Source organism: Pseudomonas sp. RSB 5.4 (assembly GCF_037126175.1).
GTDB lineage: Bacteria > Pseudomonadota > Gammaproteobacteria > Pseudomonadales > Pseudomonadaceae > Aquipseudomonas > Aquipseudomonas fluorescens_H.
The window spans coordinates 5,608,688-5,623,858 of record NZ_CP146986.1 but is presented as its reverse complement, the minus strand read 5'-3'; the positions used below and the strand labels follow the sequence as shown (position 1 = coordinate 5,623,858).

Here is a 15,171-nt window from a genome sequence, read left to right as displayed (position 1 = left end):
TCACTCCCCCTGCCCTTGCAGAAAGTCTGCATCTTTAATGCGATATTCGGCGCTGCGTGCGTGCGCGCTGAGGGATTCGCCGCGCGCCAGCACCGAAGCGGTCTTGCCCAGCTCGGAAGCACCGGCCTCGGAGCAGAAGATGATCGACGAACGTTTCTGGAAGTCGTACACACCCAGCGGCGAGGAGAAACGCGCGGTGCCGGAGGTCGGCAGCACGTGGTTCGGACCGGCGCAGTAGTCGCCCAGTGCCTCGGAGGTGTGGCGGCCCATGAAGATCGCGCCGGCGTGACGGATCTGCGGCAACCACGCTTGCGGGTCGGCGACCGACAGCTCCAGGTGTTCCGGGGCGATGCGGTTGGCGACTTCGATGGCTTGCGCCATGTCACGCACGTGGATCAGCGCACCACGGCCATTGATCGAGGTTTCGATGATGGTCGCGCGGTCCATGGTCGGCAGCAGTTTGTCGATGCTGGCGGCGACCTTGTCGAGGAACTCGGCGTCCGGGCTGACCAGAATCGCCTGGGCGTCTTCGTCGTGCTCGGCCTGGGAGAACAGGTCCATGGCGATCCAGTCCGGATCGGTCTGGCCATCGCAGACCACGAGGATTTCCGACGGGCCGGCGATCATGTCGATGCCAACCTGACCGAACACGTGACGCTTGGCGGTGGCGACATAGATGTTGCCCGGGCCGACGACCTTGTCCACCTGTGGCACGCTTTCGGTGCCGTAAGCCAACGCGGCAACCGCTTGCGCGCCGCCGATGGTGAACACCCGGTCAACGCCGGCAATGCAGGCCGCCGCCAGCACCAGCTCATTGATTTCACCGCGCGGGGTCGGCACGACCATGACCACTTCGGTCACGCCGGCGACCTTGGCCGGAATCGCGTTCATCAACACCGAAGACGGGTACGACGCCTTGCCGCCCGGCACATACAGGCCGGCGCGATCCAGCGGCGTGACCTTCTGCCCGAGCACGGTGCCGTCGGCTTCGGTGTAGCTCCAGGAATCCTGTTTCTGTTTTTCGTGATAGCTGCGCACCCGCGCCGCGGCCTTTTCCAGCGCCTCGCGCTGTGCCACGGTGATGCGAGTCAGGGCCAGTTCCAGACGCTCGCGCGGCAGGATCAGGTCGGCCATCGACGCCACTTCGAGGCCGTCGAACTTCTGGGTGAACTCGACCAGCGCCGCGTCACCGCGCTCGCGCACAGCCTTGATGATGTCCAGCACGCGCTGATTGACCGAGTCGTCAGACACACTTTCCCAGCTCAGCAGATGATCCAGATGATGCGCGAAATCCGGGTCAGCAGCGTTGAGTCGGCGAATTGCAGTCGGTGCGGTCATAGCGAGAGCCTCATAGGAATGGCAAAAACTCAGGCGCCCTAACTTAGCAGTCGTTTCCGCTTGGGCACCTGAGATTCTGGCTATGAGGCGGATAGACGGGCGCGACTCAAGGTCGCGCAGGTACATCAGCCGCGGTGTCGCGATTCCACTGCCTTGCGCAGGGTATCGATCAACGCCTGGATTCGGGCGTGTTGCATTTTCATCGAAGCCTTGTTGACCACCAGGCGCGAGCTGATCGTGGCGATCAGTTCCTGAGGCTCCAGGCCGTTGGCGCGCAGGGTGTTACCGGTGTCGACCACGTCGATGATCTTGTCGGCCAGGCCGATCAGCGGCGCCAGTTCCATCGAGCCGTAGAGCTTGATGATGTCGACCTGACGGCCCTGCTCGGCGTAGTAACGCTTGGCGACGTTGACGAACTTGGTCGCCACGCGCAGACGGCCCTTGGGCTCGGCCGCGCCAATCTTGCCGGCGGTCATCAGCTTGCACTGGGCAATCTGCAGATCCAGCGGCTCGTACAGGCCCTGGCCGGTGTATTCCATCAACACGTCTTTACCGGCGACGCCGAGATCGGCCGCGCCATGCTCGACATAGGTCGGCACGTCGGTGGCACGCACGATCAACAGACGTACGTCATCCTGAGTGGTGGGGATGATCAGCTTGCGGCTCTTGTCCGGATTCTCGGTCGGCACGATGCCCGCTTCAGCGAGAAGCGGCAGGGTGTCGTCAAGGATGCGGCCCTTGGACAGTGCGATGGTCAACATGGGAAACGTCAGTCCTTATCAAGGTACTCATGTCCGGTCGCAATCGGCGCCGGACACACATCGAGCCGGATACCGGCTCGACTCGAAACGAATTCAGTGGACACTTCCCTGTGCCCAGTGCAGCTACTAGCCCGGAACGCGACGGATCTTGGCGCCCAGCATCTGCAGTTTTTCCTCGATGCACTCGTAACCACGGTCGATGTGGTAGATGCGGTCGATCAGGGTGTCGCCTTCGGCCACCAGTGCCGAGATCACCAGGCTGGCCGAAGCACGCAGGTCGGTGGCCATCACTGGCGCGCCCTTCAGGACTTCAGTACCGGTGACGATCGCAGTGTTGCCTTCGACCTGGATCTTGGCGCCCATGCGGTGCAGTTCGTAGACGTGCATGAAACGGTTTTCGAAGATCGTCTCGATCACTGCGCCGGTGCCTTCGGCAATCGCGTTGAGCGAGATGAACTGTGCCTGCATGTCGGTCGGGAACGCCGGGTACGGCGCGGTGCGCACGTTGACCGCTTTCGGGCGCTTGCCGTGCATGTTCAGCTCGATCCAGTCTTCACCGCTGGTGACTTCAGCGCCGGCTTCACGGAGCTTTTCCAGAACGGCTTCGAGGATGGTCGGATCGGTGTCCTTGACCTTCACGCGGCCACCGGTGACCGCAGCGGCCACCAGGTAGGTGCCGGTTTCGATACGGTCAGGCATGACCTTGTAGAAGCACGACCCCAGACGCTCGACGCCATCGATGGTGATGGTGTCGGTGCCGGCGCCGGAAACCTTGGCGCCCATGGCGTTGAGGAAGTTCGCCAGGTCAACCACTTCAGGCTCGCGCGCGGCGTTCTGCAGGACGCTGCGGCCCTTGGCCAGGGCAGCTGCCATCATGATGTTTTCGGTACCGGTCACACTGACGGTATCGAAGAAGAAGCTGGCGCCGCGCAGGCCGCCTTCAGGCGCCTTGGCCTTGATGTAGCCGCCTTCGACGTCGATCACCGCGCCCATGGCTTCGAGGCCACGGATGTGCAGGTCGACCGGACGCGAACCGATGGCGCAACCGCCAGGCAGGGCGACTTCGGCTTCGCCGAAACGCGCAACCATCGGGCCCAGTACCAGGATCGAGGCACGCATGGTTTTCACCAGTTCGTACGGTGCGATCAGGGTCTTGATGGTGCGTGGATCGATTTCGACGCTGAGTTTCTCGTCGATCACAGGCTCGATGCCCATGCGACCGAACAGCTCGATCATGGTGGTGATGTCGTGCAGGTGCGGCAGGTTGCCAACGGTCACCGGGCCATCGCACAGCAGGGTGGCAGCCAGAATCGGCAGGGCGGAGTTCTTCGCCCCGGAGATACGGATTTCGCCATCAAGACGAACGCCACCGGTAATAATCAATTTATCCATAAGAATCTCGACGCCCTTGGGCTCAGGTGCGCTCGGCCCAGGCCGCGCGGCTGAAAAATTTCATAGTGACCGCATGGATGCTGCCATCGGCGATCCACGGGTTCAAATGGGCATAGATGCTCTGCTGACGCTTGACCGGGCTTAACGCCGCCAGTTCATCGCTAATCACGTTCAGCTGAAAGTTGCAGCCTTCGCCTTCGACTTCCACCTGCGTTCCTGGCAGCTTCCCTTCAAGGAAGCTCTTCACTTCTACGGCCTGCATGCTCAACCTCAATCGGCGCCCTGTGCGCACGGGTCGGACATCATACAAAAAAGCCCCGCGCCTGCGAACCCCGCATTGGCAGGACTCTGACGGGGGGCTTTTTTATCGATGCGGGTTCAGGGGTGCGCCAGCAACTCGGTCAGCTCACTGACCTGAGCGATTTCGCGCATGTCTTCCGGCATCGCGCGGATGCTGACAACCTTGCCGGCCGCCTGGGCATCGCGCATGAAGCACAGCAGCAGGGACAAGCCGACGCTGCTGGACTTCTTCACTGCCGAGCAATCGATGACCAGCGACGACGCCTTGCTGGACTTGATCAGCGCCTGGCCTTCCTTGCGCAGGTCGGGGCCTGTGCGGTAATCCAGTACTCCACTGAGCAATAGCTCGTCGACGTCACTCATACGTATTGCCGCCTCACTCATTGCGCTGGCTTCGCGGCAGCTTTGTCGGTTTCTTCCTTGGCCTTGGCCACTTCACCGGCCCAACCATTGATGGTCTTGTCCAGATCGTTGCCATTGCGCTGCATCGCATCGGCGAACTGGTCACGGAACAGCTTGCCGATGTTGATACCGTTGATGATCACGTTGCGCAGCTTCCACTCGCCGTTGATCTTCTCCAGCGTGTATTGCACTGGATAGACCGCGCCGTTGTTGCCCTTGACGGTCATGCCGACGCTGGTGCGATCGCCGGACTCATCCTTGGCAGGATCAACGGTAATGCCCTGGTTGTTGTACTCGAGCAAAGCGTTGCCATAGAACTGGAACAGACCACGTTTGAAGTTTTCCTGGAACGTCTGCATCTGCGCAGGCGTGGCCTTGCGCGAATACTTGACGGTCATGATGCTCTTGGAAATGCCCTCGGCATCCACCACGGGACCGACAATGGTGTTCAGCGCCGTGTAGAAGTCCTGCGGATCCTTCTTGTACTTCTCTTTATTGGCCGACAGGTCGGCCAGCATCCGGTTCGTGGTGTCCTGAACCAGATCGTGCGCCGACTGTCCAGGCGCAGCGTTAGCCAGCAGTGGCAGTGTCGCGAGCAACACCAACAGGCCACGTCGCAAGGTAGAGATCATTCAAAAGCTCCTCATTTGGCGTCTTTGCTAACGGTATTGAGCAGGAATTTACCGATCAGGTCTTCCAGTACCAGAGACGACTGCGTGTCGTGGATGGTTCCACCATCCTTCAGACGGGTGTCTTCCCCGCCCACGCTGATACCGATGTACTTCTCGCCCAACAGGCCAGCGGTCAGGATAGACGCTGTGGAGTCGGTCGGCAGGTTGTCGACCTTTTTATCCACTTGCAGGGTTACCCGCCCGGTGAAGCTGTCGCGATCCAGATCGATGGCCGTGACCTTGCCGATGGTCACACCGGCCATGGTCACTTTGGCTCTGACCGTCAAACCGGCGATATTGTCGAAGTAGGCATACAGTTTATAGGTGTCGGTGGTCGAAGTCGGAGACAGGCCACTGACCCGCAGGGCAAGCAGCAACAAGGCCAGGATCCCTGCCAGCAGGAACAGGCCGACACCGATTTCCAGGGTGCGGTTTTGCATCAGAAATCTCCAAACATCAAAGCGGTCAGAATAAAGTCCAGGCCCAGTACCGCCAGCGAGGCGAATACCACGGTCTTGGTGGTGGCGCGACTGATGCCCTCGGAAGTGGGCTCACAGTCATAGCCTTGGAATACGGCGATCCAGGTCACGACGAAGGCGAAAACGATACTTTTGATGACGCCGTTGAGCACATCGCTGGTGAAGTTCACGCTGTTCTGCATGTTCGCCCAGTAGGAACCTTCATACACGCCAAGCCAGTCGACAGCCACCCACGAACCGCCCCAGATCCCCACCACGCTGAAAATCATCGCCAGCACCGGCAGGGAAATGAAACCGGCCCACAGACGCGGGGCAATAATGTATTTGAGCGGATCGACACCGATCATTTCCAGGCTGGAAAGCTGCTCGGTGGACTTCATGTTGCCAATTTCCGCGGTCAGCGCCGAACCGGCACGCCCGGCAAACAGCAAGGCGGTCACCACCGGACCCAGTTCACGCAGCAACGTCAGGGCCACCATCTGTCCCACCGCCTGCTCCGAACCGTAGCTCGACAGAATACTGAAGCCCTGCAGCGCCAGCACCATGCCGATGAAAATCCCGGACACGACGATGATCACCAGCGACATGACGCCAACCGAATGCAGCTGCTTGACCAACAGGCCAAAACCGCCGCTGATGCCGCCACGACCGAGCAGGGCGTGGAACAGGAACAGGGTCGCACGACCAAACACCGCAACGGCGTCGATCGCCGCCTCGCCGAAACGGCGTACGCGTTCTATTAATGAAATTCTGCGCATCAGCGCTTCCCCAGAAGATCTGCGCGGTAATCCGTCGCTGGAAAATGATACGGCACCGGGCCATCGGGGTTGCCGGTCATGAACTGGCGAATACGCGGCTCATCCGAATTCATCAACTCGTCCGGCGTGCCCTGCCCCAGCACCTGACCATCACCCACTACATAGATGTAGTCAGCGATGCTCGCGGTTTCGGCCAGATCGTGGGAGACCACGATACTGGTGATCCCCAGCGCATCGTTGAGCAGACGGATCAGGCGTACCAGCACGCCCATGGCGATCGGGTCCTGACCGACGAAAGGTTCGTCGTACATTAGAATCTGCGGATCGAGCGCAATTGCCCGGGCCAGCGCCACGCGACGCTTCATGCCGCCGGACAGTTCGTCGGGCATCAGCTCGATGGCGCCGCGCAGACCGACCGCCTGCAATTTGAGCAGAACGATGTCGCGGATCATTTCGTCCGGCAATTGGGTATGAACGCGCAGGGGGAAAGCGACGTTCTCGAAGACATCGAGATCGGTAAACAGCGCGCCGCTCTGAAACAGCACGCCCATGTGCTTGCGCGCATCGAACAGATCACTGCGCGACAGCGTCGGCAGGTTCTGGCCGTTGACCCAGACTTCGCCGCTGGAAGGACGCAACTGTGCACCCATCAAGCGCAACAAAGTGGTCTTGCCGCACCCGGAAGGTCCCATGATGCCGGTAACCTTGCCACGCGGGATGCGAATATCGACGTTATTGAAAATGCTGCGCGCACCGCGCTTGAAGGAGACTCCCTTCAGCTCGACCGCGTAGGCGTTATCGGCACTCATCTAAACTCCTTGCGATGCAGCCTCTCACTCGGACGCCTGGCTTTCCGCAGAAAGCACATACCTCCCGGGCAGGCCGAACTGGCGGCGAACTATATCACTGCAAAGGCCAAGCGCCCAAGGCCCATGCCCCCCTGTGTTCAGCGATATGACAGGCGCGGCCGCGCTTTTTCAGGGTTTTGGTTACGAGGAATGACAAAGCACAACGAACTTGCGTGAGGCTTTTCAACATAACCGCTATAATCGCCGCCTTTTCATCGGGCTATACGATTTCTGACATGAGCCAATCCAGCGACCTGATTCAATCGGCACAACGCACCATCCGCCTCGAAGTGGAAGCCGTACAAGGCTTGTTGCCCCATATCGACGCCGATTTCGTACGCGCTTGCGAGATGATTCTGGCCAGCAAAGGCCGTGTGGTCGTGGTCGGCATGGGCAAATCCGGGCACGTCGGCAACAAGATTGCCGCGACCCTGGCCAGCACCGGCACCCCGGCATTTTTCGTCCACCCGGCCGAAGCCAGTCATGGCGACATGGGCATGATCACCCGTGACGACGTGATTCTCGCCCTCTCCAACTCCGGCTCGACCAACGAAATCGTCACCTTGCTGCCCCTGATCAAGCGCCTGGGTATCCAGTTGATCAGCCTGACCGGCAATCCGCAGTCGCCGTTGGCCAAGGCCGCCGAAGTCAATCTCAATGTTCACGTCGAGCACGAAGCCTGCCCGCTGAACCTGGCGCCGACTTCCTCGACCACCGCAGCGCTGGTCATGGGCGATGCCCTGGCCGTGGCGCTGCTGGAAGCGCGTGGCTTCACCGCCGAAGATTTTGCTTTTTCCCACCCGGGCGGTGCCTTGGGTCGACGCCTGCTGCTGAAAGTGGAAAACGTCATGCACGCTGGGCAAGAGCTGCCGCAGGTACAACGCGGCACCCTGCTCAAGGACGCGCTCATGGAAATGACCCGCAAGGGTCTGGGCATGACCGTCATCCTTGAAGCCGATGGCAAGCTGGCCGGGATCTTCACCGACGGCGACCTGCGCCGCACCCTGGATCGCAGCATCGACATCCGCAGCGCCACCATCGACCAGGTCATGACCGCACACGGCAAGACCGCACGGCCCGAGATGCTCGCCGCCGAAGCGCTGAAAATCATGGAAGACCACCGAATCAACGCACTGGTGGTCGTGGACGAAGAAGATCGCCCGATTGGCGCCTTCAACCTCTCCGATCTGCTGCGTGCAGGAGTGATGTAATGACAAGCGATCTGCTGCAACGCGGCAAAGCGATCAAACTGGCAGTGTTCGACGTCGACGGCGTCCTCACCGACGGGCGCCTGTACTTCCTTGAAGACGGCAGCGAATTCAAGACGTTCAACACCCTCGACGGCCAAGGCATCAAGATGCTGATGAATGCTGGTGTCGAGACGGCCATCATCAGTGGCCGCAAGACGCCGGTGGTTGAGCGTCGAGCGAAGAACCTCGGCATCCCGCATCTGTTTCAGGGCCGCGAAGACAAATTGGTGGTTCTGGACGGTCTTCTGCAGCAACTGGGCCTAAGCTATGAACAGGTCGCCTACCTCGGTGACGACTTGCCTGACCTGCCGGTGATCCGCCGCGTAGGTCTGGGCATGGCCGTCGCCAATGCTGCCGATTTCGTGCGCGAACACGCCCATGGCGTCACTCGGGCCCGTGGTGGCGAAGGTGCCGCCCGCGAATTCTGCGAATTGATCCTGCGCGCCCAGGGCCGCCTCGATGCGGCCAACGCCGCGTACCTGTGAGCCAAATCATGTTTAGCAAAAAATTTCGCAACTTCCTGCTGTTCGGCTGTATCGCTGCCATGTTTGCAGCGGTCGGCTACTGGAATATCAGTCCGGAACGCTTTCTCGACAAGCCTGCAGCCAAGGCCGAAGACACTGCCATCGACTGGTACGCCACCAATACCCACACCTTTCAGTACCTCCCGGACGGCAAGCTGCAATACGAGATGACGTCGGACAAGGCCGAGCATCTGAAAGCGACGGATGTGACGCTTGTCACCAAACCCGACCTGAACATGTTCCGCGGCACCGAGTTTCCGTGGCACGTGACCAGCGAGCGCGGTGAAGTGAATTCAGGCGGCACCGAGGTCGAACTGATCGATTCCGTACGCGTCAAGCGTACTGACGAAAAGAACCGCGACACCTTGATCACCAGCACACGCATGACAGTGTTCCCGCAGCAGCAATATGCGCAGACCGCGCAACCCGTTAGAATCGACGGCGCTGGGGGTGTATCGACTGGCGTGGGAATGAAGGCGTATTTGAAGGAAAGCAGGATACACCTGCTATCTAACGTAAGAGGACAGTATGAGGCTCGTTAAAACCCTCCCTATTTTGCTCAGTCTGGGCGCAGCACTGGGAAGCGTGAGCGCCTGGGCTCTGCCGAACGATCAAGAGCAGCCCATTCGCATTCAGGCCGACGATGCCCAGATGGACGACAAGAATGGCGTTGCCACCTATAAAGGTGACGTGATCATTACCCAGGGCTCGATGAAGGTGACCGGTAATACCGTGACCCTGACTCGCACCCCGACCGGTGATATCGACGTGGTGACCTCAGTCGGCAACCTCGCCTACTTCGAACAGCTGCAGACTGCCGGCGACAAAAAACCTGTGCAGGGCTGGGGCGTGACCATCCAGTATCACGCGCAGCAGAATCGCGTCGTGCTGATCGACAAGGCCAAGGTTGTCGACAAGGACAACAACACCACTCAGGGCGAAAAAATCGTCTATGACACGGTGAAAAAACTGGCCAGCGCCGGCCGCGCTACCGGCAGTAAGGTCACCGAGGCGCGTCCGCGCATCGACATGGTGATCCAGCCGAAGCCGAAAAACGACGAGAAAAAGGCCCAGTAATGGCAACTCTGAAAGCTCAACACCTGGCCAAGGCCTATAAAAGCCGCCAGGTTGTGCGCGACGTCAGCCTGTCGATCGACAGTGGCCAGATCGTTGGCCTGCTCGGCCCGAACGGCGCCGGCAAGACGACCTGCTTCTATATGATCGTCGGCCTGGTGCAGGCCGATCAGGGCCGCGTGTTGATCGATGATCTGGACGTCAGCCATCAGCCGATGCACGGCCGCGCCAAGGCCGGTATCGGCTATCTGCCGCAAGAAGCGTCGATCTTCCGCAAACTGTCGGTGGCCGATAACATCATGGCCATCCTCGAAACCCGCGCGGAACTCGACAAGGCCGGTCGTCGCAAGGAACTGGAAAGCCTGCTGCAGGAATTCCACATCAGCCACATCCGCGACAACCTCGGCATGAGCCTGTCCGGTGGTGAACGCCGCCGGGTGGAAATCGCCCGCGCACTGGCGACCGCACCGAAATTCATCCTGCTCGACGAACCGTTCGCCGGTGTTGACCCGATCTCGGTCGGCGACATCAAGCAGATCATCCACCACCTCAAGGCCAAGGGCATCGGTGTTCTGATCACCGACCACAACGTGCGTGAGACCCTGGATATCTGCGAAACCGCCTACATCGTCAACGACGGTCAACTGATCGCCGAAGGCGATGCTGCGACCATCCTTGCCAACGATCTGGTGAAGGAAGTGTATCTGGGCCACGAGTTCCGCCTGTAAGCACCAAGGCACTTGACCAGCCTCCGGGTGCTGTATCGATGAAGCAGGCTTTTATACGCTTTTATTGTTACAGCGCTCTAGGCAAACACGACAGTTTCAGGCATATAATTTGCTTAAGTTTGGCGCTTCGGCGCCCTGTAGTGGATGGCGCATGCGCGCCGGCGAATAAGGTGTTAAGCCCCTGCCATGAAACCATCGCTAGTCTTGAGAATGGGCCAGCAGCTGACGATGACACCGCAGCTGCAACAGGCCATCCGCCTGCTCCAATTGTCGACCCTGGACCTGCAACAGGAAATCCAGGAGGCCCTGGAATCCAATCCGATGCTCGAACGCCAGGAAGAAGGCGACGACTTCGACAACTCCGATCCTTTGGCCGACAACGCCGAACAAAAGCCCAACACCGACATTCAGGAACCGTCATACCAGGAAACCGCCCCGACGGTGGACAACCTGGAGGAAGGTGAATGGAACGAGCGCATTCCCAACGAGCTGCCGGTCGACACTGCCTGGGAAGATGTCTACCAGACCAGCGCCAGCAGCCTGCCCAGCGGCGATGACGACGAGTGGGACTTCACCACCCGCACCTCTGCCGGGGAAAGCCTGCAGAGCCATTTGCTCTGGCAATTGAACCTGGCGCCGATGTCCGACACCGACCGCCTGATCGCCGTGACCCTGATCGATTGCATCAACAATCAGGGCTACCTCGACGAAACCCTCGAAGAAATTCTCGACGCCTTTGATCCGGAACTCGACATCGAGCTGGACGAGATCGAAGCCGTCCTGCACCGCATCCAGCAGTTCGAACCCGCCGGCATCGGCGCCCGCAACCTCGGCGAATGCCTGTTGCTGCAACTGCGCCAGCTCCCGGCCAAGACTCCGTGGCTGAACGAAGCCAAGCGTCTGGTCAGCGATTACATCGATCTGCTCGGCAGCCGCGACTACAGCCAGCTGATGCGGCGTATGAAGCTCAAGGAAGATGAGCTGCGTCAGGTCATCGAACTGGTGCAGAGCCTGAATCCGCGCCCGGGCTCGCAGATCGAATCGACTGAAGCCGAGTACGTGGTGCCGGACGTCATTGTGCGCAAGGACAACGAACGCTGGCTGGTCGAGCTGAATCAGGAGTCGGTGCCCCGTCTGCGGGTCAACGCACAGTACGCCGGTTTTGTCCGTCGCGCCGATACCAGCGCCGATAACACCTTCATGCGCAATCAGTTGCAGGAAGCGCGCTGGTTCATCAAGAGCCTGCAAAGCCGCAACGAAACCCTGATGAAAGTGGCGACCCAGATCGTCGAGCATCAGCGCGGTTTCCTGGAGTACGGCGACGAAGCCATGAAGCCGTTGGTCCTGCACGACATCGCCGAGGCGGTTGGTATGCACGAATCGACGATTTCCCGCGTCACTACCCAGAAATTCATGCATACCCCACGGGGCATTTATGAACTGAAATACTTTTTCTCCAGCCACGTCAGCACCTCCGAAGGCGGCGAATGCTCGTCCACGGCGATTCGCGCGATCATCAAGAAACTGGTTGCGGCGGAAAATCAGAAAAAGCCGTTGAGTGACAGCAAGATCGCTGGTTTACTGGAGGCACAAGGCATTCAGGTGGCTCGCCGCACCGTCGCCAAGTACCGCGAATCCCTCGGGATCGCGCCTTCGAGCGAACGCAAGCGGTTGATGTAAGCCACGTTACAGCGTTCCAGTGGCAGGCTCTTCGGCCTGCCGCTTTATGCACTGGCAACGAAGGAGAAGCTGTATGCAAGTCAACATCAGTGGACACCAACTGGAAGTGACCCAACCTCTGCGTTCCTATATCGAGGAAAAACTCCAACGACTGGAGCGCCATTTCGACAAGATCACCAACGTGCAGGTCACGATGTGCGTCGAAAAGCTGAAGCAGAAAATCGAAGCCACCTTGCATATTCCCGGCAGCGAAGTGGTCGCCAACGCAGAAGATACCGACATGTACGCTGCGATCGACGCACTGACCGACAAGCTGGATCGCCAACTCAAAAAGCATAAGGAAAAGACCCAGAGCCTCCTCCAGGGCGCGACAGGTCGTTAACACCCCCAACCCATGATCCGACTTGAAAGTATCCTGACCCCCGGCCGTTCCCTGGTGAACGTGCCGGGCGGCAGTAAAAAGAAAGCCCTCGAACAGATTGCCAACCTGATCGCCCGCGAAGTGCCGGGTCTGGAGATGCAAGATGTCTTCGAGGCGCTGATCGCCCGTGAGAAACTTGGCTCCACCGGTTTCGGCAACGGCATCGCCATTCCCCACTGTCGCCTCAAAGGCTGTGAAGCGCCTGTCAGCGCTTTGATGCACCTTGATGCGCCTATCGATTTCGATGCCATCGACGGTGCGCCGGTTGACCTGCTGTTTGTCCTGCTGGTCCCGGAAGCTGCCACCGATGCCCACCTGGAATTACTGCGCCAGATCGCCAGCATGCTCGATCGCAAGGAAGTGCGCGAAAAACTGCGCAGCGCACCGAGCAACGAAGCCTTGTATCAGGTCGTCCTGAGCGAGCAAAACGGGCATTAATCATGCGCTTGATCATCGTCAGCGGCCGCTCCGGCTCGGGTAAAAGCACTGCCCTGGATGTCCTTGAGGACAACGGCTACTACTGCATCGACAACCTGCCGGCCGGTCTGCTGCCGGAACTGGCCGAACGCGCGCTGATCCACACCGAACTGGCCCAGCCGCTGGTGGCGGTGTCGATTGATGCGCGCAACCTGCCAAGCCACCTGTCGCGTTTCCCCGAGTTGCTGGAAGAAGTCCGCGCCCGGCACATCCAGTGCGATGTGCTGTATCTGGATGCCGACGAAGAAACCCTGCTCAAGCGCTTTTCGGAAACCCGCCGTCGTCACCCGCTGAGCACGGCCAACCGCTCGCTGGCCGAAGCGATCAACGACGAGACTGCCCTGCTCGGGCCGATTGCCGACCTGGCCGACCTCAAGGTCAACACCACCAATCTGAACCTGTACCAGTTGCGCGACACCATCAAGCTACGCCTGCTGAACCAGCCGGAGCCGGGCACGGCCTTCCTGGTCGAGTCGTTCGGCTTCAAGCGCGGCATGCCGGTGGATGCGGATCTGGTGTTCGACGTGCGCTGCCTGCCCAATCCGTACTGGAAGCCTGAATTGCGCGCACAATCCGGTCTCGATGCACCGGTCGCCGAATATCTGGCGGCGCAGCCGGAGGTTGACGAGATGTTTCAAGACATCTACGGCTACCTGAATAAATGGCTGCCGCGTTTTGCCGCGAGCAACCGCGCCTACGTCACCATTGCCATTGGCTGCACCGGCGGGCATCACCGCTCCGTTTACCTGACCGAACGTCTGGGTCAGGCCCTGCAGAAAACCCTGAAGAACGTCCAGGTTCGCCACCGCGACCTCACTTAAAGGATTCACACCGCGATGCCTGCTCTGGAAATCGAAATCATCAATAAGCTGGGCCTGCATGCCCGAGCGTCGGCCAAATTCGTCGGGGTAGCGGGTAAGTTCCCGGATTGCACGATCAGAGTGGGGCGCACACCCGAAACCACAGTTGATGGCAAAAGCATCATGGCGATGATGATGCTGGCCGCCGGCAAAGGCACCAAGATCTATCTGAGTACCGAAGGCCATCAGGAGCAGGAAGCGCTGGATGCGCTGGTGGCATTGATCAACAACTACTTCGATGAAGGTGGTTGATCCTGCATGGAGGGGGAGCTTGCTCCCTCTCTGCCAATCAGCCCAGCGCCGTATCCATCACCATCATCAGACAGAACCCGATCAGCAAGCCAAGACTGGCAAGCTTGTCATGACCATTGCGTCGCGACTCGGGGATCACCTCATGCGTCACCACCAGCAACATCGCCCCCGCCGCCAGCGCCAGCCCCAACGGCAACAACAGCTCCGCCAGACTGACCAGCCACGCACAGAGCAGCGCAAACACTGGCTCGACCAGCCCTGAAGCCGCCCCGATCAAGAACGCCCTGACCCGCGACATCCCCGCCCCGGCCAGCACCAGCGCAATCACCAATCCTTCTGGCACATCCTGCAAGGCAATGCCCATCGCCAGACTGTCGGCATCCGGCATGCCACCACCTGCAGAGACACCCACCGCCATGCCTTCCGGGATGTTGTGGGCAATGATGGCGAAGACGAACAGCCAGATCCGCGGCGCAATCACCGGGTGCTCAGGGGTACCGACGAGCATTTCCGGTGAGGCGCCGGACAGTTTCAGGTCCACCAGATACAAGCCGAATGCACCGAGCATGATGCCGAAGCAGATCAGCCCGCTGGCCGCCCACGGTGTCAGGCCCAGAGTTTCGGCGGCACCAATGCCCGGCACGATCAGCGAAAACGCAGTCGCTGCCAGCATCACGCCGGCGCCGAAACCCAGCAGCGTATCGCTGAGCATCTGCGGCATGCGCCGGATCACCAACACCGGCACCGCGCCGAGCGCCGTGCCGAGGGCGCAGATCGCCCCACCCTGCAAGGCCCGCGACAGCTTCGGCTGCAGATCCAGCCATTCCAGGCCGTGCGCCGCAAGCAGAGTCATGCCCGCCAGCAGCAACAGCGACCCGACCGCGTAACGAAACATGCGCCCACCGCCAATCGACAGTGTTTCAGTGCCCATAGTCAGCCCTGGATTGTTTTTATAG

The 15,171-nt window shown here is 60.1% G+C and carries 20 protein-coding genes; 10 read left to right on the top strand and 10 right to left on the bottom strand.

Going from position 1 to position 15,171, the window contains the following annotated elements:
* The 9 genes from hisD to V9L13_RS25215 all read right to left on the bottom strand — a co-directional run bounded on the left by hisD (position 1) and on the right by V9L13_RS25215 (position 6,910).
* Positions 1-1,338, bottom strand: a complete 1,338-nt coding sequence (gene hisD, locus V9L13_RS25255) for a histidinol dehydrogenase (RefSeq protein WP_003221712.1) — start codon at positions 1,336-1,338, stop codon at positions 1-3.
* Between the two features lie 125 nt (positions 1,339-1,463).
* Entirely contained in the window at positions 1,464-2,099 is a 636-nt protein-coding gene (gene hisG / locus V9L13_RS25250) for an ATP phosphoribosyltransferase (RefSeq protein WP_003221711.1), read from the bottom strand.
* Positions 2,100-2,225: 126 nt separating this feature from the next.
* Positions 2,226-3,491 (bottom strand): UDP-N-acetylglucosamine 1-carboxyvinyltransferase, encoded by a 1,266-nt coding sequence (gene murA, locus V9L13_RS25245; protein ID WP_045122295.1) that lies wholly within the window; start codon positions 3,489-3,491, stop codon positions 2,226-2,228.
* 22 nt (positions 3,492-3,513) lie between these two features.
* A complete protein-coding gene (locus V9L13_RS25240) occupies positions 3,514-3,753 on the bottom strand; it encodes a BolA family protein (RefSeq protein ID WP_003221710.1) in 240 nt (79 codons plus the stop codon).
* A gap of 116 nt (positions 3,754-3,869) precedes the next feature.
* A complete protein-coding gene (locus V9L13_RS25235; protein WP_338800827.1) occupies positions 3,870-4,175 on the bottom strand; it encodes an STAS domain-containing protein in 306 nt (101 codons plus the stop codon).
* The gene (locus V9L13_RS25230; RefSeq protein ID WP_226500637.1) at positions 4,172-4,825 is read right to left on the bottom strand and encodes an ABC transporter substrate-binding protein; all 654 of its coding nucleotides are present in this window, start codon (positions 4,823-4,825) and stop codon (positions 4,172-4,174) included. Before V9L13_RS25230 ends, V9L13_RS25235 begins: the two co-directional genes overlap by 4 nt.
* Positions 4,826-4,836: 11 nt before the next feature.
* Entirely contained in the window at positions 4,837-5,304 is a 468-nt protein-coding gene (mlaD, locus tag V9L13_RS25225) for an outer membrane lipid asymmetry maintenance protein MlaD (protein WP_007967220.1), read from the bottom strand.
* Positions 5,304-6,101 carry a lipid asymmetry maintenance ABC transporter permease subunit MlaE gene (gene mlaE, locus V9L13_RS25220; protein WP_003221704.1) on the bottom strand — a complete coding sequence of 266 codons (798 nt, stop codon included), beginning with the start codon at positions 6,099-6,101 and terminating at the stop codon, positions 5,304-5,306. Before mlaE ends, mlaD begins: the two co-directional genes overlap by 1 nt.
* Positions 6,101-6,910 carry an ATP-binding cassette domain-containing protein gene (locus V9L13_RS25215; RefSeq protein WP_003221703.1) on the bottom strand — a complete coding sequence of 270 codons (810 nt, stop codon included), beginning with the start codon at positions 6,908-6,910 and terminating at the stop codon, positions 6,101-6,103. Before V9L13_RS25215 ends, mlaE begins: the two co-directional genes overlap by 1 nt.
* Positions 6,911-7,185: 275 nt before the next feature.
* Here V9L13_RS25215 and V9L13_RS25210 point away from each other — a divergent pair, with 275 nt between their 5' ends.
* The 10 genes from V9L13_RS25210 (at position 7,186) to V9L13_RS25165 (ending at position 14,215) form a co-directional block, all read left to right on the top strand.
* Positions 7,186-8,160 carry a KpsF/GutQ family sugar-phosphate isomerase gene (locus V9L13_RS25210; RefSeq protein ID WP_103520210.1) on the top strand — a complete coding sequence of 325 codons (975 nt, stop codon included), beginning with the start codon at positions 7,186-7,188 and terminating at the stop codon, positions 8,158-8,160.
* Entirely contained in the window at positions 8,160-8,684 is a 525-nt protein-coding gene (locus tag V9L13_RS25205) for an HAD family hydrolase (protein WP_003221699.1), read from the top strand. Before V9L13_RS25210 ends, V9L13_RS25205 begins: the two co-directional genes overlap by 1 nt.
* Before the next feature lie 8 nt (positions 8,685-8,692).
* The gene (gene lptC, locus V9L13_RS25200) at positions 8,693-9,265 is read left to right on the top strand and encodes an LPS export ABC transporter periplasmic protein LptC (RefSeq protein WP_103485944.1); all 573 of its coding nucleotides are present in this window, start codon (positions 8,693-8,695) and stop codon (positions 9,263-9,265) included.
* Positions 9,252-9,800 carry a lipopolysaccharide transport periplasmic protein LptA gene (gene lptA / locus V9L13_RS25195; protein ID WP_201135789.1) on the top strand — a complete coding sequence of 183 codons (549 nt, stop codon included), beginning with the start codon at positions 9,252-9,254 and terminating at the stop codon, positions 9,798-9,800. Before lptC ends, lptA begins: the two co-directional genes overlap by 14 nt.
* Positions 9,800-10,525, top strand: coding sequence for an LPS export ABC transporter ATP-binding protein (gene lptB / locus V9L13_RS25190; protein WP_003221693.1), 726 nt, complete (start codon positions 9,800-9,802; stop codon positions 10,523-10,525). Before lptA ends, lptB begins: the two co-directional genes overlap by 1 nt.
* Positions 10,526-10,711: 186 nt before the next feature.
* A complete protein-coding gene (locus tag V9L13_RS25185) occupies positions 10,712-12,205 on the top strand; it encodes an RNA polymerase factor sigma-54 (RefSeq protein ID WP_201135790.1) in 1,494 nt (497 codons plus the stop codon).
* A 73-nt stretch (positions 12,206-12,278) separates the two neighbouring features.
* The gene (gene raiA, locus V9L13_RS25180; protein WP_003221690.1) at positions 12,279-12,587 is read left to right on the top strand and encodes a ribosome-associated translation inhibitor RaiA; all 309 of its coding nucleotides are present in this window, start codon (positions 12,279-12,281) and stop codon (positions 12,585-12,587) included.
* Between the two features lie 12 nt (positions 12,588-12,599).
* Entirely contained in the window at positions 12,600-13,064 is a 465-nt protein-coding gene (gene ptsN, locus V9L13_RS25175) for a PTS IIA-like nitrogen regulatory protein PtsN (protein ID WP_003221688.1), read from the top strand.
* 2 nt (positions 13,065-13,066) lie between these two features.
* Positions 13,067-13,924, top strand: a complete 858-nt coding sequence (gene rapZ, locus V9L13_RS25170) for an RNase adapter RapZ (protein ID WP_226500639.1) — start codon at positions 13,067-13,069, stop codon at positions 13,922-13,924.
* A 15-nt stretch (positions 13,925-13,939) separates the two neighbouring features.
* A complete protein-coding gene (locus V9L13_RS25165; protein ID WP_226500640.1) occupies positions 13,940-14,215 on the top strand; it encodes an HPr family phosphocarrier protein in 276 nt (91 codons plus the stop codon).
* Between the two features lie 37 nt (positions 14,216-14,252).
* On the opposite strand, the gene V9L13_RS25160 is transcribed toward V9L13_RS25165, so the two are convergent.
* Positions 14,253-15,146 carry a ZIP family metal transporter gene (locus V9L13_RS25160; protein WP_103485941.1) on the bottom strand — a complete coding sequence of 298 codons (894 nt, stop codon included), beginning with the start codon at positions 15,144-15,146 and terminating at the stop codon, positions 14,253-14,255.
* Positions 15,147-15,171 lie beyond the last annotated feature (25 nt).